We start from the raw sequence: 18,072 nt of genomic DNA on the forward strand, positions 1-18,072 counted from the left end.
ATGCTATCTGCGGGAGGTAATTAATGTCCTTTAATAACATTGTAATTTGCTTTTGCCAATTGTAAATGAATTTTATGTTTGATTAAATTATGTTCATCCTCATATAAATGAGTCAGTTCAGTAAAATATGCCGATGAGGTAATGACCCCGTTTTTGAGTTGAGCATCGGCAGATTTGAGCACTTCTTTGCGAAGGTTGATAATCTCAAGATCAGAGGTGATAAACTCTTCAAACTTTGCAATCTCATTGTACTGCTGATTCAGTTTAGTAGCTGTGTCTAAATTGAAAATTTCAGTTTCGGTATCTAAAATGTCCTTGTGGATGGCAATGGCTTCACGTTCCTTTTTATTAGAATTCCAATCAAAGACGTTCCAATTTAATTTCACACCCACGATATAAAATGCTTGGAAGGAATTATCTAGCATATTCAATCCGGGATTGCCGTAACCACCAGTTGCAAAGCCCAATAGTTTGGGTGAATTCTGTATTGCAATTAAATCCTCGTTGCTCTCAATCTCCGCTTTTTTGAGCTGAAACAGATCTAATTCTGGTCGATTTAATTGGGATGTAAATTCTGTGTCTATCAAAGTGTTTAAAAATGTTGAGGCAGCATCTAAAGGTTGCCCAATAATACGCGATAAGCTGTTCACTAAAGTTGCTTTATTGCTCTGTAGACCTTTCTGTTGTTGGCTTATTTTTAGTAATTCTACTCTCAAAACCTTATCTGAAGCAGGCAAAAGTACACCATTGCTGATGCCTGAGGTCACTTCGTTCAATTTAGAATTCAGTAAAGTTTGTTTGGCATCTAGTAATAATTCTGTTTCCTGTGCCAATAAAATAGAGAAATAGAGTTGGTTGATTTTTTGTTTGAGTTGATATAGCTGGACTTCAACTTGTTTTTGCTTGGTTTCTAGTTGGGATGATTTCACCTCTAGAATCGCATTGGTGGCGCCACCATTATAGATGAGTTGGTTTACGGATACAGTGGCACGATATTGATCTTTATTAATAGGGTCTAGCGATGCGTTTGGAATAGGGACTTCAATCACATCCGATTGGTAGGTGGCTTGTGCATCAAAACTTAATTGAGGGAGTCTTGCTGTAGAAACAACTTCTTGCTCCAAATGGTTTTGAGCTTTGAGTAAGGTTATTTGTTTTGCTAAAGGGTAATTCACAGAAGTTAACTCATAACATTCCTGTAGTGTTACTGTGTTTTGCGACACCAGAGTAGTTGCCATTAATCCAACGAGTATAAACAGTAACCGTTTCATATTTTACATCTTTATAGAATTTATGATGAACGTTGCAACTTCAGTTTTTCTGCTGGTTATAAATGCTGCATAGGAGGCATCATCTTTTTTAGTAAGGGCCTTAATCAATGGTTTTCCTAAAAATGGAAAGATATTGAGTGCCAATATGTTGACGAATAATTGATCAGGGTCAATAGGTTTCAGGGTTCCGGAGTTAATTTCCGTAGCCACTTGAACTTTAAATTTTTCGAGATTAGGAAACCCCGTTTGCTCCTGTAGTTTTAAAATGAAATCTTCATTTCTATTCAGCTCGTTAATAATAAAGTTTGGTAAATAGGGATGCTTCATCATAAAGGCGGTATAATCGGCTGTAAAATTGGTCACTTTGGTCTCAACGGAAGAGTCATCATTAAGAATGCTGTTCAATTGAGGCGCTAGTAGTGAAAACACATTCTTAAACACCGCTTCAAACAATAATTGTTTGCTTCTGTAGTAATAGTGTAGCATAGCCTTATTAATACCGGCTTTATCAGCAATTTCCTGCATCCGGGCACCGTCCATACCTTTTGATTGAAAGATTTCTTTTGCCGCATCTAAAATTAAATGTTCTGTGCTGTCTTCTTTTTTCATTTAACTAATAGGTTTAACCATATGGTTAACAAATGTACTGAATTTATTCTGACGATCTGATTGTTTCTTAACAATCTCAAGTTGAGATCCTAATTTTTTGGTGATATAGTTTTCATTTTTAAATAAATTTTGATCTTTTTTATAATTCTGCACTATATTTAAAACGCGAACAGATTTATTAAAAATTTAACGTAAGGCTGCTTAATTGGTAAATAAGAGTGGCATTCTTTTTATTATGTTTGCTGCATTATATTCCGCTGGGCATTAATTTCGCAACTGTTTCAGTGTAATCCTTTAAGTTTTAAATATCCTATGGACATCATTGTTGACCAACTTATAGAAGAGTTTCAGTTGCCACTACATAATCCGGTGTTGATTTTCTCATTAATCCTTTTTATCATCTTATTAGCGCCCTTGGTGCTGCACAGAATTAGGATCCCGGGAATTATTGGCTTAATTGTATCTGGAATTATCATTGGTCCTGCAGGATTAAATATTTTGGAAAAGAGTCTGTTTGTAGACGTATTTTCGACCATAGGACTGCTTTATATCATGTTTATTGCCGGTTTAGAACTCGATCTTAATGAGTTTAAAGCCAACCGAAATAAAAGTCTCTTATTTGGGTTTCTAACCTTTGCCATCCCCATTAGTATCGGTTTTCCGGTGTGTTATTATGTGCTTGGCTTCGATTTTAATGCCAGTTTACTCACCTCGAGCATGTTTGCTACCCACACCTTGGTAACGTACCCGATCGTGAGCAAATTAGGATTGTCGAAAAACCTTGCTGTTGCCGTGACTGTAGGAGGGACGATTCTGACAGATACTGCGGTGTTGGTATTGTTGGCGGTTATTTTAGGCTCACACAACGGTGGTTTAACTTTCGATTTTTGGCTACGCTTAGGTATTTCATTGGTGCTCTTTTCAGCATTTATGTTTTTGGTCATTCCGCGAATCGCCAAATGGTTTTTTAGAAAGCTGGAAAGTGAAAAGCATTCGCATTATATCTTTGTACTGTCGGTTGTGTTTTTCTCGGCGTTCTTAGCTGAATTAGCGGGCCTCGAATCGATTATTGGGGCTTTCGTAGCGGGATTAGCGCTAAATAAGTTGATTCCACATTCATCTGCTTTAATGAATCGCATCGGTTTTATTGGTAACTCCCTGTTCATCCCGTTTTTCTTAATTAGTGTGGGTATGATTGTAGATGTCAGTGTTATTTTGAGCGGTCCGATGGCCTTGATTATTGCCGGAACCTTAACCTTTGTGGCTATTTTCGGGAAATGGATGGCGGCATGGATTACCCAAATCATTTTTAAATTTTCAAAAGGCCAACGCAAACTTATATTCGGATTGAGCAGTGCCCATGCTGCCGCCACCTTGGCGGTGATTTTAGTAGGGTATAAAGCGGGGATTTTAGATGCCAATATTTTAAACGGTACGGTTATCCTAATTCTCGTTACCTGTGTTATTGCTTCTTTTGCTACGGAAAGCGCGGCTAAAATGATCATTCGTAATGTGGATGATGAGGAGAGTTTACATCTGTCCTACCGCGCTCATAAAGAGAACATCCTAATCCCCATCGCCAATTTGGTCAATATAGATAAGGTACTCGATTTTGCCGTGTTGATTAAAGAAAAAAAGTCAACCAATCCACTGTCTATTTTGACGGTGGTTCCAAACACCAGTGAGGCTGAAAAGACCATTATTAAAGCCAAAGAAGGCTTAGAGAATTATATCAATGAAGCAACGGCTTCTGATACCAATGCGACCATTATGGCCACGATCGATTTTAACGCGGCCAGCGGTATTGCGCGAACTGCCAAAGAAATTATGGCGGACATTATTCTGTTGGGTTGGCCTCAAAAAACCGGTTTTTTAGATAAATTAATTGGTGATAAAATGGAAAGTATTTTACAAAATACTGAAAAGACTCTTTTTATATGTGATTTTGAAATTCCGTTGGTCAATCATAAAAAACTAATTTTAATCATTCCTCCCAATGCGGAGTTTGAGGAAGGTTTCGCCATTTGGCTACATAAAATCGCCAAATTATCTATAGAACTTTCCGTTCCAATAGATTTACACAGTACGGAGCCCACACATGACGCTATCCTGAAATTTGCAAAGGACAATAAAGTGACCTTAAATCTGAATTATGCACACTTTAATGATTGGGATCAATTTATGAAACTCACTGAACATATTGGCGATACGGATATCGTAATTCTGGTCTCTTCAAGACGGGGGTATATTTCACACTTCAGTCAGTTGGACCGAATTCCACAACGACTCGAACGCTCGTTTCCAAGCATGAGTAAGATGATCATTTATCCGCAATAATGTAAAACAGCGCCTTACGGAATTAATTGTATGAGATGGAATTCTAAACAGAGATTTATTGGAGGGTTTTTAAAATGATGATTCCAATTCTTGGAATGATAAAAGTAACGCTCCCAAACAATGTTGTAAGAAAACTAATTTTTAAACCGTTCGCCATTGCTCCTTGGGTGTTATCATTTATGTTTTCAATAGCATCAAAGGCTTCTATCATGCCAATGATAGATGCCAAGAGACCAATGACCAGACCTAAAATGCTTACTTCAGATGCGAGGGTTGTCATTTTCCTAGTTTTTTCCGGATCCTTTTTTAAATTGAGAAAGCCAATGATTAGAAAGACCATGGCCGCAATCAAACAGATAAATATAAGTGACATAAAGAATGGGCCACCTTCACTAAATCGATTGGACGCTTGAGTAGAAAAATTTTGGTTTTGAAAAATAAGTGTTGTGTTCATATCTTTGGGTTGCTTTTGATTTTATTCTTTTGTTAATACAAACGTTTGACCGCCTTGCTCCACCATCATTTTCTTTTCTCCTGGTATAAATTTAAGGGTTATCATAACATTTTCTGAATGAAACGTATCTTTACCTATGGCATCTATTGCAAAGGAAGATTGATTTTCCCCTTGCGCTATTAAGGTGTTGCCATCTTTTGTGATGGTAATGTCAATAGGAAAGCTTGGGCTACTGTATTTACCTAAATACGGATTTAATTCCTCAGTATTTAATTGTATGGCTGTTATCGGGGAAAAGTCGGGAAGTTTATATTCCATCCCAAAATATATCTGTACAGTTCCAATGAGTATATTTGAAACTTGGGTGTAAAGATTATTTGTGGTTATGGCGAATGATACTTTTTCTTTTGGAAAGTAGGCCACAAATGATTGAAAGCCATCAATACTGCCTCCATGTCCATACACTTCTTTATCTCCCAATGGCAGTTTCATTAAGCCTAGCCCCATTCCTTCTTGAGCATTTTTCATTTTGGCCAATGAGTATGCCGACACTAAATGATCAGTAAAAAGATTTTTATAAAATACATTCAACTCGGTAGGCGTTGACACCATTCCGCCTGCTCCCATAGGTAAACTCATGTCCGTATGGGTTGTATTCAACTTCCAATCTGAATTTTCAAAATCGTACGGCAACGCTTCATTATTAGCAGGATCTATTTTCTTTCCAAATTCAGTCCTATTTAAATTTAACGGTTTTATTATTCTTGTTTCCAAAATGTTTTGGAATTTTTTATTGTCGATAATTTCCGCTATATAGGACAGTAAAATATAATTTGTGTTTGAATATTGAGTGTTTTCTTTTGGCTCGAAAACCGTTCCGTGCGCAATAATGCGTTCAATCATTTTTTTACGGGATTGTGGTTCAGTCATCCAGTCGCTTAAATTTTCATCATCTGTTAAATTGAACAATCCACTTTGATGATTGAGTAAATTCTCAATCGTAATTTTATTGGAGTTTGGAATTTTAGGGAAATACTTGCTCAATACTGTGTTTAAATTAATTTTCCCTTCTTCAATAAGTAGCATAATAATGGTAGCTGTAAAAGTTTTAGACACTGAACCAATGCGATATGTCGTATAAGAATTTGCTCGCTTATTATTTGACACATCAGAAAAACCAAAAGACTTTTGATATATCTCTTCTCCATTCGCGAAAATTGAAAAATTTCCCATTCCTTTGTTTTTGGTATCTATTAGCTTGAATAAACTATCCATTTTTGAGGCATCAAATGTCTGGGCTCGGATTGACGAACAAAAGCAGATGAAACATGCGAGAAAGTACTTTGTCATAATTTTAAATTTAAAGATTCAATAAATTGTAAACACATTGAAACAAACTTACTTTTTTAAGGTGTCCAAAAATTTAATATGCGACGAGCAACCGTTTAACTCAGGTGTTTAACATCTTGTTGAATAACTTGCTAAAGCAGTCATTCGTCTACAAAAAACCTATCACATTTAAAATTGTGGTAATATTGTAACATGGGACTGCGCTTTAGGTCAACATATTTTTTTCTATATAAATTTGGTCAAATTTTACTTCACATCGTGTTTTGGGGATGCGTACTTCTCTTTTATACTTATTTTTTTGGATTTGGAAGTGTAGATTTTAGCTATGTATTTTATTTTTCACTGTTTTTGATGCCCATTACCATTGGTACAAATTATGTTTTCATTTACAAGCTTATACCAGAGTATCTTATTACAAAGCGTTATTTCAAATTTGTTCTTTACTGTCTTTATACGTTCATTATTTCAGCGTACCTGATTGTTATTTCCATATTTTTTGGACTTATCTATCTTTCAGATTTCAGGTATGATAGTATGGCCCCCATAAGTAAAAGTCTATTATTTGTAGGGATTGCCGTTTATTTCATTGTCATCATAGTAAGTGCGTTTAAGATTTTAATGCTTCATTTAAAGAACACTGAAGAAACGAGCAAATTGAAAGGTGAGATTTTGGAAGCACAGTTGGCGTTAAAGGAGCAGGAGCTGAATTATTTAAAGATGCAAATACATCCGCATTTTCTATTTAATACTCTAAATACCTTGTATGGTTTTGCTTTAAAGAAAGCAGATGAAACTCCTGAAATGATACTGAAACTATCCAATTTATTAGATTATCTATTGTATCAAGCGGATAAGCCGTTTGTGTTATTGAGTTCAGAAATCCATCATATCAACGATTATATCGATTTAGAAAAAATGCGTTTTAACAATACCTTGAATATTGAATTCAGCACGCACGGCATGATAGATGATTTAAAAATTGCGCCTATGCTTCTCATTCCCTTTGTTGAAAATAGTTTTAAACATGGTGCCATTACATCAGGGAAACTCCACATCAAAATTAAAGTAGAGCGCAAAGGTCAAACTATACATTTTTATATTGAAAACACCACGTCAACAAGCGGCAAAGCAATCAATGGAATAGGTTTGGAAAATATTAGAAAACGATTAAATCTAGTATATAAGGACAATTACACACTGAATTTTGAGAATGAAACTGATTTTTTTAAAGTAAATTTATATTTAAATATCCTATAATAAGTGTCGCATGGACCCCAACATATCCTGTATTATTGTAGATGATGAATCTGTTGCAAGAGAAGTTATCGAAACGCATGTATCCAAACTATCCAACATTACTATCGTTGGAAGTTTTAGTAATGCCATTGATGCTTTAAATTATTTGCGTCATCATACAATAGATTTGGTTTTTCTTGATATTAATATGCCTGAGATGTCGGGAATTTCTTTTGCTAAATCCATAAATAAAGATATTAAAATCATCTTTACGACAGCCTATAGAGATTATGCAGTAGAAGGTTTTGAGTTGCAAGCTGTAGATTACTTGTTAAAGCCCATTTCTTTTGACAGGATGCTAAAAGCTGTCAATACATATTTTAATATCTATTTTGACACAACTCAAAAGGAATTGTACAAAGTCGAAAATCATGATTTTATGTTTGTTAGAGCAGAGCGGCGAATGATAAAAGTTGATTTTGATTCTATTGTTTATGTTGAAAGTTATAGTGATTATCTTAAGATTCATTTGAGTAATGAAACGATTGTCACCAGAGAAACTATCAGTGCTATTGAGGCAAAATTACCCAATGGTAGGTTTCTTAGAATTCACCGATCTTATATCATAGCATTAAAAAACATTTCTTCTTTTACGAATGAAGAAATAGTTATAAATAATAAATCGCTGTCCATTAGTAGAAGTTATAAGAAGACAGTCTTGAGGCTGTTGCAAAGTTTTTAGCCTTAGGTTGATCTTACGTATAAATCACAAAAGGCTAGGAGGGAGGGTTTTATGGAATATTAGCTTAGAGTAGTTTGTATTGACAACTAGGTATTGTTTGATAATGAGCTAAATTTGGATTGCTGCGCCTCGGTTGCATTAATTGGAAAATTATAATTGATATGTTCTTTTTTAATACGACATTAACAGGGTTACGTAACAAAGGTTACATAAAAACAGCGGTGTTTCCCTTATGTTTGTAACATTGAAACCTAAAACATACATAGCGGTCGTCCTGACATTTATTTTTATGGCAAAATTTGTTGCTATAGATGCGCATGCACTCAATACAGTATTTAGTAATAGTGATATCTCCTTTGTAAATCCGTTTTGTAAAAAGCAGGCTGATGCTGACTTAAGCACGAAAAAACTTAGTTTTTCTGATCACAATCAACATACTTCCAAAGAGATGTTAAGCTTAAGTGGGCAGTGTACAACGGTCTTCAACTTAGAATTGCTCTCCTGGCAAATCAATCCTTCAGAACAGATGACTGTGTTAGATGATCATCTCCCTTCAAAATTAAATTACCGCTACTTAGAAAGCGTTTCTCCACCACCACGCTGGGCGTAAATTTTCATTTCTGATTTTTTTTCGGTGTGTACACACGTTATTTTGTGAACTCAAATGATATGAGTTGAACCATAACGTTATATGCCATATTCATCCAACTCTCTAATACATTCAAAAAATGTCGACACACATTTCAATCAGTCGCCGTTCTATACAAGTATTACGTATTTTGGTCAGCGGCATATTTTTAGTCGCAGGTTTTAATCACCTAATTCACGTAGAAAAAACGGCACAACGTATCGAACAAGCAAGTTTTAAAGGCATCGCACATTTTTTTGGCGAACCGCAATGGCTTATTATTCTGTCCGGTATTGCCATGCTTAGCGCTGGTTTTTTATTCCTCATCGGTTATAAAACAAAATGGGCGGCAATCGTGCTCATGGCTATTTTAATTCCCATCACTTTAACGGTTCAAGTAGGTCAAATAACCACTCTAGGACCATTATTTAAAAACATCGCAATTTTAGGTGGACTTCTCTTTTTTATACTGAACGACACTGATAAACTTTTAAAATAAACACTTATGAAATCCTATATATTTAGTTCCGTATTTTTTATTCTAACCTTATTTACAACAACTCATATGACTGCACAAGAAAGTACAGACGGTAAAAACAATTATGTGGTGCTCACTAAAAAGATAGCACAATTACAACCTATTATTTTAACGGCAGAGGCCTTAAAGGCTGAAGAAGGCGACGCCTATGGCGATTTTCAAATTATTATATGTGGTAAGGAAATAGGTGATATAACCGATCCTGAAAAAATAGATCACTTTATAGAAAAAGCAGAAAAAGCGGGCGTTCAATTAATAGCCTGTGGATTTTCACTTAATAAATTTAAAGTAGATAAAACTAAGGTTCCAACTAAAATGACCACCGTGGAAAATGGTATTCTGTATAATTTCCAACTTCAAAAGAAAGGATATAAAAGCATTACTCTTTAACTATGAAAACAATTAAAACAACAGTATTTAAATCGATCCTAATAGTCGTCTTACTAGTGGTTAGTGTAGCTTGTAAAACTGAGTCGACCGCACCAATAACAAGTAATGAAACTGCTAAGGACACATTAAGCATTACCATCCTGCAAACCGCCGATATTCACGGACAATTGGACCCACATCCGGAGTTGTTTTGGGAGAATGATGAAGTCGTCTTCAAAAATAGAGGCGGACTAGCTAATATTAAAACACTTTTTGATCAGGAACGTAAAAAAAACCCGAATCGGACTATTATTGTAGATGGTGGCGATTTAATTCAGGGGAGTGGGTACACTGCCTTGTCAGAAGGGAAGGTGATGCCAAGAATTATTAAGAATATGGGGTATGATGTCATCATTCCTGGAAACTGGGAAGTAGTTTACGGCAAGGATATTATGATGAATGTGATGCAAGACTACGGTACTGAAGTTATTGTACAAAACATGTATCATGAGGCAAATGAAGAACCATTGTTTCCGGCTTCTTGGGTCAAAGAAATTGAAGGTATCAGAATTGGGTTCGTTGGAATTAACGATCCCGATGTCCCCGTGCGACAAAATCCTATTTTTAGTGAAGGAATTGGGTTTAGCGGCTTAGATGAGGATTTGAAACTCATGATTGATGAATTTAAAGTGAAGGAGAAAGTGGATGTGCTCTTCTTGGTCACACATATCGGAATTTTTAAACAAGTGGAATTAGCCAGTAATCCGATTGCTGAAAACGTCGATTATATTTTAGGTAATGATACGCATGAACGCGTTCGCGAATTGATCCAAGGGAAATATGCTAAAGTTACCGAGCCGGGTGCCTTCGGATCCTTTGTAGGAAAGTTAACCTTGCATTTTGTGGATGGGAAATTAGTGGGTGATGATTATGAATTGATGGATGTTGATCCTGAGGTATATAAAGCAGATACAACCTTGCAAGCCATAATTGACGAAGAAAAGGCGCCTTACAAAGACTATTTAGAAACGGTGGTAGGTCATACGAGTACACCAATTTATCGATATCTAACTGTTGAAAACCCAATGGATAACATGATTACCGATGCTGCGCGATGGAAAACAGGTGCCGATATTTCTATCTCCAACGGATTTCGATTTGGAAACCCAATTGTGCCTGCAGATGGAAAACCAGCGCCCATTACCAGAGCGAATCTGTGGAATTTGCTACCGGTGAATGAACCCGTCAAAACCGGAAGGGCTACAGGAAAGCAGATTAAAGACTGGTTGGAAAAAGAAATGCACAATGCGTTTTCTCAGAACCCGACAGAACGTTTCGGAGGATGGTTGGTGCGATTTTCAGGAATGGAAGTCAGTTTTGCTAGTCAAAATGAACGAGGACATCGGATTTCGAGCATCATCGTAAAAGGTGAGGAAATGAAAGATGACGAGTATTATACGGTTTCAGCTTGTGTGCGGCCGGGAGATCCTCTCGATAATTTATGTCGTATGCCAAACGTCAAGGATGTTAAAGTGATGGATTATACAATTCATGAGGCGGTTGAAGAATACCTTCAAAAAAATTCGCCAGTTTCCCCAACTTTAGAAGGGAGAGCCTATTGTGAGTATTTAGGTACCTATTCCTTTTCTACAGTGCCCGGAACAGCATATAAATTTAATTAAAAAAGAATTCAGATGAAAAAAGATAATAACAATAAAAACGCCAAGAAAACTTGGATACAGTACGGCATTTTTGCCGCAATAGCCATCACGCTTTACGCCACTGGCTTGCATACTGAGGTGATTGGTTTTGCCCAACGCGGGCTGTTAGCCACTGGACTTATGAATCCTGACGTTAAGGACATCACACAGGTGCGGCATTCTGAAAATTCAAGTGACACCGCTACTTTGGCAACGACAAATCAAGCTGATTTCAGTCTGAAATTAATGGATAGAGACGGCAACATTACATCTCTTGCAGATTTAAAAGGTAAAGTCATTTTTATGAACTTTTGGGCCACATGGTGTCCGCCGTGTATTGCTGAAATGCCTAGTATCGATAAACTTCATGAGGAAATGGGCGATGAGGTAGCATTCGTCATCCTTTCCTTAGACCAGAATTTTGAATTGGCGAAGGCTTTCGATAAACGAAAAGGTTACGATCTGCCAATATATGCGCCCGCGAGTAATTTGCCGCCGATGTATCAATCTTCGGCAATTCCTACGACGTATGTCATTGATGCGGCAGGTAATTTGGCATTAACCCATAAAGGTATGGCCGATTATAGCAACTCAGAATTTAAAGAGTTTTTAAGAAGTTTAAAATAATTATTAACCACGTAAGGGATGGAATTGCAAATCAACGATCCATCCATTTTTTGGAAGTGCTAAAAATTAATCCGTACTTGGAAGTAAGAAACACATAACTGCTATGAAACTGAACATCTTATTTATAAATGACGTCCACGGCTATCTCGCGCCGCATCCTGAATTATTTTATGACGCTACGGGCGAAGTGGTTGAAACGGCGGGCGGATACGCGCATATTGCTGGATTGGTGGAACAGATGCGAAAGGAAAATCCCAATACACTCTTATTTGATGGTGGTGACACTTTACATGGCACCAAGCCTGTGGTCGATTCAGAAGGCGAGGCTATGATTCCCATATTGAACGCATTGCAACCCGATGCTTTGGTTGGTCATTGGGATTTTGGGTATGGACCCGCACAATTACAGAAAATCAGCAGCCAGTTGACCTTTCCAATTTTAGGTTGCAATGTGTATAAACAGGATGGTTCCCATATTTTCCAACCGACAGCGCTCTATGAAAAAGAAGGTGTTAAAATAGGCGTGATCGGTATTTGTGCGATGATTGTAGATAAGGTCATGCCCGAAAAAATGGGCGAGGGTCTAAAATTCACTTCAGGAGTGGATGAAGTTCCAAAACACATTCAGCACTTAAAATCATCAGGTGCGGATGTGATTATCTTACTATCACACAACGGATTTCCCCAAGATGTCGAACTTTTAAAACAAGTGGAGGGCATTGACATTTGTTTGAGTGCACACACCCATAACCGACTTTACAGCCCCATAGAAATTAACGGTGCGCAGATTGTTCAATGTGGTTGCCATGGCGCCTTTTTAGGAAAATTTAGTATAGAAATAATTGAACATAAAATTAACTCCTCCACTTATGAACTCATAAAAATTGATCATTCAGTGCCGAAAAGTTCTGCTGTGGAAACATTGGTTGATCAGGTTTTAGAACCTTATCATGACATAAGAACTAAGGTATTAGGCAATACGGATCGCGTTCTACATCGGTACGGCACTATGAATTCTACCATGGATAATTTTCTGTTAAAGGCAATCGCCCACGCTACCAAAACGGAGATTGTTTTTTCTAACGGATGGCGCTACGGAGCGCCGATTGGAGTAGGGGACATCACAGAAAATGATCTCTACAATATCACGCCAATGAATCCACCAGTATCTACTGTAGATCTGACCGGAGCCGAAATTAAGGAAATGTTGGAAGAAAATTTGGAACGCACTTTTTGCAAAGATCCGTTCGGGCAGATGGGCGGCTATGTGAAACGGGTATTAGGTTTGCAGATCAATATGCGCATTGAAAACCCTAAGGGGCATCGCATTCAGGAGATATATTATAAAGGTGAGCACCTCAAAATGACCAAATCGTACATGGTGAGTTTTGTGACCACCCAAGGCGTGCCTAAAAAATACGGTAAAAATCGGATGGCTCACGAGCAGAAAGCGGTGGAAGCCATGAAAACGTATTTAAATGAACATCCTGATTTCAGTCCAGATACACTAGAGAGTTTCCGATTAGTATAATGTTCGTTATCTTTGATAGTTCACTTTAATTAATGCGCTATGAACAGTATTCAAAAACTTTCACTATTAATTTTAATGGTTTCCTTGCCCTTGCAAGGTTGTGGCAACTCGACCAACACTAAAAGCATGGAATATTCTACACAAGATTCAACTTCCCTATTAAAAGTCGTATCGGAAAGAAACGTTGAACGCATTACCGAAATATTAAAATCGCAGCCAGACTTGGAAGTGAAGGACCAAAAAGGCAGAACAGCTTTAATGTTGGCAACTTACAATAACGATAATACTATTGCCGAAATACTCATGGTGTCGGGTGCGGATGTCAATGCGCAAGATGCTATGCTGAACAGTCCACACTTATATGCTGGTGCTAGTGGCTACCTAGAAATCTTGAAAATGACCCTATCTCACGGAGCGCGTTTCGATATTTTTAATCGTTATGGTGGCACTGCGCTAATTCCGGCAGCGGAAAAACGCCATTTGGAGGTCGTAAAATTACTCACCAAAGTTCCAAAGTATCCTATAGATCATGTTAACAATTTGGGATGGACCGCACTTATGGAAGCGATTGTTTTGGGCACAACAGGAGAAACCCAAGTTGCCATTGTGGATGTATTGATAAAGGCAGGAGCTGATGTTAACATTCCTGATAATGATGGCATCACGCCGCTTCAGCATGCTAAAAAGCGCGGGATGACAACCATTGCCCAACTTCTAAAGGATGCCAATGCGCACGAATAAATTTTAGTGTTGTTCGTCTAGTATTCTATAATCTTAAAAGAAGCGTCGCGTGCTTTGTTTGTAAATTTTGTACTCTGGAAATTTCTGAATCAATAAGCGTTCTTCATACTTAGATTTGTAATAAAATATTAAGAGAAGACAGCCTATAAGCAATAGTTGATAAAGCGAATCATTGTAAAGCGCGTATCCAAAGCCTGAAAGCAACAACGAGGTATAAATGGGATGTCGGGAAAAACGAAAAGCACCTTTAGTAATTAAATTGCCATCTGCTACCGGCGATGGGAATGGAGAGAGCTTCGTGTTTAATTGTAGCACGGCTATCATTCCAAATAATACGGCAAGAATTAAAACAAACAATCCCGAATAGCGCAGCCATTCGGGAAGTTGAATTTTATATAATTGGAGAGGTAACATATAGGCTGCCAAAAGCAGCAGTTGTACCCCTACAAATACATAATCTTTTATGGGTGTTTTACGGTTCAATCTTTAAACTGCTCAACGTCATCGCTTAAATCATAGATAGTAGCGCCTTCCAATTTAGTTTCGAGTATGCTACTTCCTGCAGCACTACGGTAACCACCAGCGCAATGCACCACAATTGGTTTATCTGTGGGTATAGTATCAGCGGTCTGACGTAATTCATGCAATGGGTGAGCCAATGCGTGTTCAAAAAACGTTCCTTCGTTGGTTTCGCTGGTATTACGAACATCCACAATGGTATAGTTATCCGGATTGTTTTTAAAATCGTCTAAATCTAAATGTTCTGATTTTTTTAAATCGGTATCCGCCAGAGTAATTACTTGTTTTACCTGTTTCTCATAGCCAATTTTAGCCAATCGTTCTAACAGTTTATCCTTATTTTCTTTGGAATCAATGACCAAGGTAAATGTTTCTTTTGGCTTTACAATAGCCCCTAACCAGGTTTCAAATTTGGCAGTATCTGATGCTGCTTGAATATTAAAACTGCCCTTTAAATGACCTTTTTTAAAGGTTTCTTCAGCCCTCATATCAACGATTAACCCCCTAGCGGTATCTTTTTCGGAAAATGGAATTTCAGAAATGGCCGGATCTAGATCATCCGCCCCTGTTTTATTGATATCAACATTATAACCAAAATAGGCGGGAATAAAAGGTTGTCCATCGAGTAGGGTCGTAATGAATTCTTCTTTACTTTGGGTTTTAAACGCCCAATTGAATTTTCTTTCATCCCCTAAAGTGCTACTCGCAGCATCACTCAAATTCTTTCCACAAAGCGACCCTGCGCCGTGAGCAGGATAAACGAGCGCATGATCCGGAAGATCATTAAATTTTGTACTTATAGTATTGTACATCATTTCTGCCAATTCTTCGCGTTTGGCCTTCATCTTGCCAGATTTCTCTCTAAGATCCGGGCGGCCTACATCGCCAATAAAAAGTGTATCCCCAGTAAACAGAGCGGTCTCATCACCTTCAGTAGCGATAATGGTGATGCTATCTGGCGAGTGACCAGGTGTATTTAAAGCTTTCAAGGTGACTCTTCCCAGCGCAATACTATCGCCATCATCAAAAGATTGGTGCGGATAATCGGCACCTAACTTTTCACTATTATAAATGGTGGAGCCCGTTTTTTTGTGCAGCTCAAGGTGCGAGCTCACAAAGTCGGCATGCGGATGGGTCTCTAGGACGGCTACAATAGTTGCATCATTGGCTTTTGCGTAATCATAATACTGTTGCGGATCGCGTTCAGGATCTATAATCGCCATCTTACCTTCACTAACAATGGCGTATGAGTAATGGGAGAGTGGTTTGTATTCAAATTGTTTAATAGTCATAATTATATATTTTAATTGAGGTTGTTTAAGGCAACCGGAGTTCGTACTAGTTGTAAATTAATTCTGTTTTTTAAAACTGCAAAATTGAAAGTTTTGTACCGTATCAAATGGCGTCACGTGATCCGTTGTCAAACAGTTTACTTTTATAAAATGCTCACCGAAAATTTTTGTAAGACCTTCCGCATTGTATTGGGTAATTTCCAATCCGCTACATTTTTTAGGGCCTTCTTTAGAAAACGTGCCGATAATCAGGCTGTCCTTAACGTAGTTTTTCGTCAATTCTGTGTAGGCTCGAATGTCTTCTTGAGAAGTTAAAAAATGAAACGCAGCGCGGTCATGCCATAAATCATAAGATATTGAAGGTTGAAAGTTGGTGATATCACTTTCAATCCACTGCACCTGCTTGGCTTTCTCGCCCAAACGATCTTGCGCTTTCACGATGGCTTTAGATGAAATATCCAATACGGTAATATTGCTATACCCAGCATCTAATAAATAATCTACAAGTTTACTATCGCCACCGCCGATGTCGATGAATTTAGCTGTTTTTGGCAGATTTGTATTACTGATGAGTTGCAATGAGACCGTAGGTTTATCTTGGGTCCAACTAACCTGATCTGGATTTTTAGTTTCGTAAACAGTTTCCCAATGTTCTTTTGAAGTCATTTATTTAGTTTAAGTCTAAAATCAATCAAAACTGAATAATTTTCAATTGACATTCTGATTTATTATAAAAACGATTTAAGACTGTTTATTAATTATTAAAAGTACTCAATATTGAGGAGAACGCCGGTAACATAAGTTACACAACTCCTTATTTTGACTGTAGTTTATCTAAACTCTTCCGAAAATTTTAGTCACATGTAATTTTTTTTCTAAGGTTCATAAACAGTTCCTTGCCAGGTCTATTGGGGTGAGAATTATTTGCGCTTTCCATAGTCACTATATTAAAATGCGAACTGAAAAGGTCAAGATATTCGGCTTTGCTTCCTCCAAAAGGTGGTTGATCAGTGTTTAATGGCGCATCAAAAAGTAGGCCTACAAGCTTACCATTATCCGCAAGTAGTTCAGCAGCTTTCGTTACATATTCGGTCCTTAAGCTCGGATCAATAGCGCTGAAAAATGTTTGTTCAATAATCAAATCAAATTTCTGAGACAAATGGAAGAAGTTTTGGTGAATTAAATGTGTGATCGGAAAGGAAGGAACCCGTTGTTTAATGTTGTTCAAGGCGGTTTTAGAAAGGTCTACAACATAGACATTACTGAAACCGAGTTGATGTAGATATTCTGCTTCATATGAATTGCCACCTCCAGGAATTACTATTTTTAAGTTCTTATCTGTTAATTGCTCAAAATAGGCTTTAAGTGGAGGGGAAACAGTTCCTAAATCCCAACCCATAGCGTTGTTTTTATAGCGGCTGTCCCAAAAGTCTTCTGTTAATTTCATATGTAGTATTTAATTAATAAAGTATTTCAGAGATTCTTACTTTGGAGATTTATTAAAAGTCACACTCCAAATACCTCTCACTTCATTGAGGCCATAACCAATTGCTTTATCTTCCGGATAAAGAATGGTCAATTTTGATAGGGTTGAAGCTTCAATATCTTTATTAGGCCTGCCGTGGCATTGCAGACACATCTTGTTGGTAAGAATGGGATAAAAAACTTTTATTTTGCCGTCAACATCCTCCACAATAGGATTGGGTTGTTCGTTGTTTGCAATCACCTCTTTAAAAGTTTCCACGTGTTCCAATTCTATGGTGTTGGCTTGATTGGTGGGGTTTCTGGGTTTGTCCGTTACCCGTTTAAGAGTTGCTTTTTGTAATACCCCCATACTATCGGTAAGCGGATAGGCTTTTTCATTACAAAAGGCAAGGGCTCCTGAAGTCCCACTGTTTTTAATTGCCGTCGTCAAATTCTTCCCCAAAACTGCTTGAGTGTTCAGAGCATAGTTTAAGCCGCGATCCGCATAAGAAATCGTATCAGCTGTAACCGATGTCTGACCAGTTTCCGGTACTTTCTTTTTCTCTAGTTGTTTTTCTACGGAAATATAGCTGGATTTTTTTTCTTGGTTACAACTATAAAATGAAACACATAAAACGGCAATAAAAACTACTTTTTTCATAAT

General features: G+C 37.4%; 19 protein-coding genes. 10 read left to right on the forward strand and 9 right to left on the reverse strand.

The annotated features are described in order from the left end of the window. Positions 1–20: 20 nt before the first annotated feature. Together ES711_RS09875 and ES711_RS09880 are read right to left on the reverse strand one after the other, a co-directional pair. Positions 21–1,271: a TolC family protein gene (locus ES711_RS09875; protein ID WP_146893111.1), complete on the reverse strand. Its 1,251-nt coding sequence runs from the start codon at positions 1,269–1,271 to the stop codon at positions 21–23. A 3-nt stretch (positions 1,272–1,274) separates the two neighbouring features. Continuing rightward, positions 1,275–1,880, reverse strand: a complete 606-nt coding sequence (locus ES711_RS09880) for a TetR/AcrR family transcriptional regulator (RefSeq protein ID WP_146893113.1) — start codon at positions 1,878–1,880, stop codon at positions 1,275–1,277. Between the two features lie 312 nt (positions 1,881–2,192). On the opposite strand from ES711_RS09880, the gene ES711_RS09885 reads away from it, so the two are divergent. Further along, positions 2,193–4,217: a cation:proton antiporter gene (locus ES711_RS09885; RefSeq protein ID WP_146893115.1), complete on the forward strand. Its 2,025-nt coding sequence runs from the start codon at positions 2,193–2,195 to the stop codon at positions 4,215–4,217. A gap of 55 nt (positions 4,218–4,272) precedes the next feature. Here the strand turns inward: ES711_RS09885 and ES711_RS09890 are convergent, their stop codons facing one another. Continuing rightward, a complete protein-coding gene (locus ES711_RS09890; RefSeq protein WP_146893117.1) occupies positions 4,273–4,671 on the reverse strand; it encodes a MotA/TolQ/ExbB proton channel family protein in 399 nt (132 codons plus the stop codon). Positions 4,672–4,692: 21 nt separating this feature from the next. After that, a complete protein-coding gene (locus tag ES711_RS09895; RefSeq protein ID WP_170245260.1) occupies positions 4,693–5,904 on the reverse strand; it encodes a serine hydrolase domain-containing protein in 1,212 nt (403 codons plus the stop codon). A 651-nt stretch (positions 5,905–6,555) separates the two neighbouring features. On the opposite strand from ES711_RS09895, the gene ES711_RS09900 reads away from it, so the two are divergent. From ES711_RS09900 to ES711_RS09940, 9 genes are all read left to right on the forward strand, one after another. Beyond that, positions 6,556–7,278 carry a sensor histidine kinase gene (locus ES711_RS09900; RefSeq protein ID WP_246139170.1) on the forward strand — a complete coding sequence of 241 codons (723 nt, stop codon included), beginning with the start codon at positions 6,556–6,558 and terminating at the stop codon, positions 7,276–7,278. A 10-nt stretch (positions 7,279–7,288) separates the two neighbouring features. Further along, positions 7,289–7,999 carry a LytR/AlgR family response regulator transcription factor gene (locus tag ES711_RS09905; RefSeq protein ID WP_146893123.1) on the forward strand — a complete coding sequence of 237 codons (711 nt, stop codon included), beginning with the start codon at positions 7,289–7,291 and terminating at the stop codon, positions 7,997–7,999. A gap of 289 nt (positions 8,000–8,288) precedes the next feature. Next, complete coding sequence (locus ES711_RS09910; protein WP_146893125.1) at positions 8,289–8,609, forward strand: hypothetical protein; 321 nt, start codon at positions 8,289–8,291, stop codon at positions 8,607–8,609. 118 nt (positions 8,610–8,727) lie between these two features. Beyond that, positions 8,728–9,126 carry a DoxX family protein gene (locus tag ES711_RS09915; RefSeq protein WP_146893127.1) on the forward strand — a complete coding sequence of 133 codons (399 nt, stop codon included), beginning with the start codon at positions 8,728–8,730 and terminating at the stop codon, positions 9,124–9,126. A gap of 6 nt (positions 9,127–9,132) precedes the next feature. Next, positions 9,133–9,555: a sulfur reduction protein DsrE gene (locus ES711_RS09920; RefSeq protein WP_146893129.1), complete on the forward strand. Its 423-nt coding sequence runs from the start codon at positions 9,133–9,135 to the stop codon at positions 9,553–9,555. Positions 9,556–9,557: 2 nt separating this feature from the next. Beyond that, positions 9,558–11,216 carry a bifunctional metallophosphatase/5'-nucleotidase gene (locus ES711_RS09925; protein WP_146893131.1) on the forward strand — a complete coding sequence of 553 codons (1,659 nt, stop codon included), beginning with the start codon at positions 9,558–9,560 and terminating at the stop codon, positions 11,214–11,216. Positions 11,217–11,228: 12 nt separating this feature from the next. Next, positions 11,229–11,861 carry a TlpA family protein disulfide reductase gene (locus ES711_RS09930; RefSeq protein ID WP_146893132.1) on the forward strand — a complete coding sequence of 211 codons (633 nt, stop codon included), beginning with the start codon at positions 11,229–11,231 and terminating at the stop codon, positions 11,859–11,861. 103 nt (positions 11,862–11,964) lie between these two features. Next, complete coding sequence (locus ES711_RS09935) at positions 11,965–13,392, forward strand: bifunctional metallophosphatase/5'-nucleotidase (protein WP_146893134.1); 1,428 nt, start codon at positions 11,965–11,967, stop codon at positions 13,390–13,392. Positions 13,393–13,431: 39 nt separating this feature from the next. Further along, positions 13,432–14,133: an ankyrin repeat domain-containing protein gene (locus tag ES711_RS09940; RefSeq protein WP_146893136.1), complete on the forward strand. Its 702-nt coding sequence runs from the start codon at positions 13,432–13,434 to the stop codon at positions 14,131–14,133. Positions 14,134–14,166: 33 nt separating this feature from the next. Here the strand turns inward: ES711_RS09940 and ES711_RS09945 are convergent, their stop codons facing one another. From ES711_RS09945 to ES711_RS09965, 5 genes are all read right to left on the reverse strand, one after another. After that, the gene (locus tag ES711_RS09945; RefSeq protein WP_246139171.1) at positions 14,167–14,616 is read right to left on the reverse strand and encodes a methyltransferase family protein; all 450 of its coding nucleotides are present in this window, start codon (positions 14,614–14,616) and stop codon (positions 14,167–14,169) included. Beyond that, positions 14,613–15,944: an MBL fold metallo-hydrolase gene (locus ES711_RS09950; protein WP_146893138.1), complete on the reverse strand. Its 1,332-nt coding sequence runs from the start codon at positions 15,942–15,944 to the stop codon at positions 14,613–14,615. The genes ES711_RS09945 and ES711_RS09950 overlap by 4 nt, the downstream gene beginning before the upstream one ends. A gap of 57 nt (positions 15,945–16,001) precedes the next feature. Further along, positions 16,002–16,610, reverse strand: coding sequence for a class I SAM-dependent methyltransferase (locus ES711_RS09955; protein WP_146893140.1), 609 nt, complete (start codon positions 16,608–16,610; stop codon positions 16,002–16,004). A 187-nt stretch (positions 16,611–16,797) separates the two neighbouring features. Next, entirely contained in the window at positions 16,798–17,391 is a 594-nt protein-coding gene (locus tag ES711_RS09960) for a methyltransferase domain-containing protein (RefSeq protein ID WP_146893142.1), read from the reverse strand. Positions 17,392–17,427: 36 nt separating this feature from the next. Continuing rightward, complete coding sequence (locus ES711_RS09965) at positions 17,428–18,069, reverse strand: Tll0287-like domain-containing protein (RefSeq protein WP_146893144.1); 642 nt, start codon at positions 18,067–18,069, stop codon at positions 17,428–17,430. Positions 18,070–18,072: the final 3 nt, after the last annotated feature.

The organism is Gelidibacter salicanalis (assembly GCF_007997285.1).
In the GTDB taxonomy this organism is placed as follows: domain Bacteria; phylum Bacteroidota; class Bacteroidia; order Flavobacteriales; family Flavobacteriaceae; genus Gelidibacter; species Gelidibacter salicanalis.

What these genes read in the sequence shown, in the direction of transcription:
- ES711_RS09905 (WP_146893123.1), top strand. Translation starts at nt 7,289, where the DNA reads ATGGACCCCAACATATCCTGTATTATTGTAGATGATGAATCTGTTGCA.
- ES711_RS09885 (WP_146893115.1), top strand. Translation starts at nt 2,193, where the DNA reads ATGGACATCATTGTTGACCAACTTATAGAAGAGTTTCAGTTGCCACTA.
- ES711_RS09920 (WP_146893129.1), top strand. Translation starts at nt 9,133, where the DNA reads ATGAAATCCTATATATTTAGTTCCGTATTTTTTATTCTAACCTTATTT.
- ES711_RS09940 (WP_146893136.1), top strand. Translation starts at nt 13,432, where the DNA reads ATGAACAGTATTCAAAAACTTTCACTATTAATTTTAATGGTTTCCTTG.
- ES711_RS09880 (WP_146893113.1), bottom strand. Translation starts at nt 1,880, where the DNA reads ATGAAAAAAGAAGACAGCACAGAACATTTAATTTTAGATGCGGCAAAA.
- ES711_RS09955 (WP_146893140.1), bottom strand. Translation starts at nt 16,610, where the DNA reads ATGACTTCAAAAGAACATTGGGAAACTGTTTACGAAACTAAAAATCCA.
- ES711_RS09935 (WP_146893134.1), top strand. Translation starts at nt 11,965, where the DNA reads ATGAAACTGAACATCTTATTTATAAATGACGTCCACGGCTATCTCGCG.
- ES711_RS09925 (WP_146893131.1), top strand. Translation starts at nt 9,558, where the DNA reads ATGAAAACAATTAAAACAACAGTATTTAAATCGATCCTAATAGTCGTC.
- ES711_RS09950 (WP_146893138.1), bottom strand. Translation starts at nt 15,944, where the DNA reads ATGACTATTAAACAATTTGAATACAAACCACTCTCCCATTACTCATAC.
- ES711_RS09965 (WP_146893144.1), bottom strand. Translation starts at nt 18,069, where the DNA reads ATGAAAAAAGTAGTTTTTATTGCCGTTTTATGTGTTTCATTTTATAGT.
- ES711_RS09915 (WP_146893127.1), top strand. Translation starts at nt 8,728, where the DNA reads ATGTCGACACACATTTCAATCAGTCGCCGTTCTATACAAGTATTACGT.
- ES711_RS09875 (WP_146893111.1), bottom strand. Translation starts at nt 1,271, where the DNA reads ATGAAACGGTTACTGTTTATACTCGTTGGATTAATGGCAACTACTCTG.
- ES711_RS09910 (WP_146893125.1), top strand. Translation starts at nt 8,289, where the DNA reads ATGGCAAAATTTGTTGCTATAGATGCGCATGCACTCAATACAGTATTT.
- ES711_RS09890 (WP_146893117.1), bottom strand. Translation starts at nt 4,671, where the DNA reads ATGAACACAACACTTATTTTTCAAAACCAAAATTTTTCTACTCAAGCG.
- ES711_RS09900 (WP_246139170.1), top strand. Translation starts at nt 6,556, where the DNA reads ATGGCCCCCATAAGTAAAAGTCTATTATTTGTAGGGATTGCCGTTTAT.
- ES711_RS09960 (WP_146893142.1), bottom strand. Translation starts at nt 17,391, where the DNA reads ATGAAATTAACAGAAGACTTTTGGGACAGCCGCTATAAAAACAACGCT.
- ES711_RS09930 (WP_146893132.1), top strand. Translation starts at nt 11,229, where the DNA reads ATGAAAAAAGATAATAACAATAAAAACGCCAAGAAAACTTGGATACAG.
- ES711_RS09895 (WP_170245260.1), bottom strand. Translation starts at nt 5,904, where the DNA reads ATGGGAAATTTTTCAATTTTCGCGAATGGAGAAGAGATATATCAAAAG.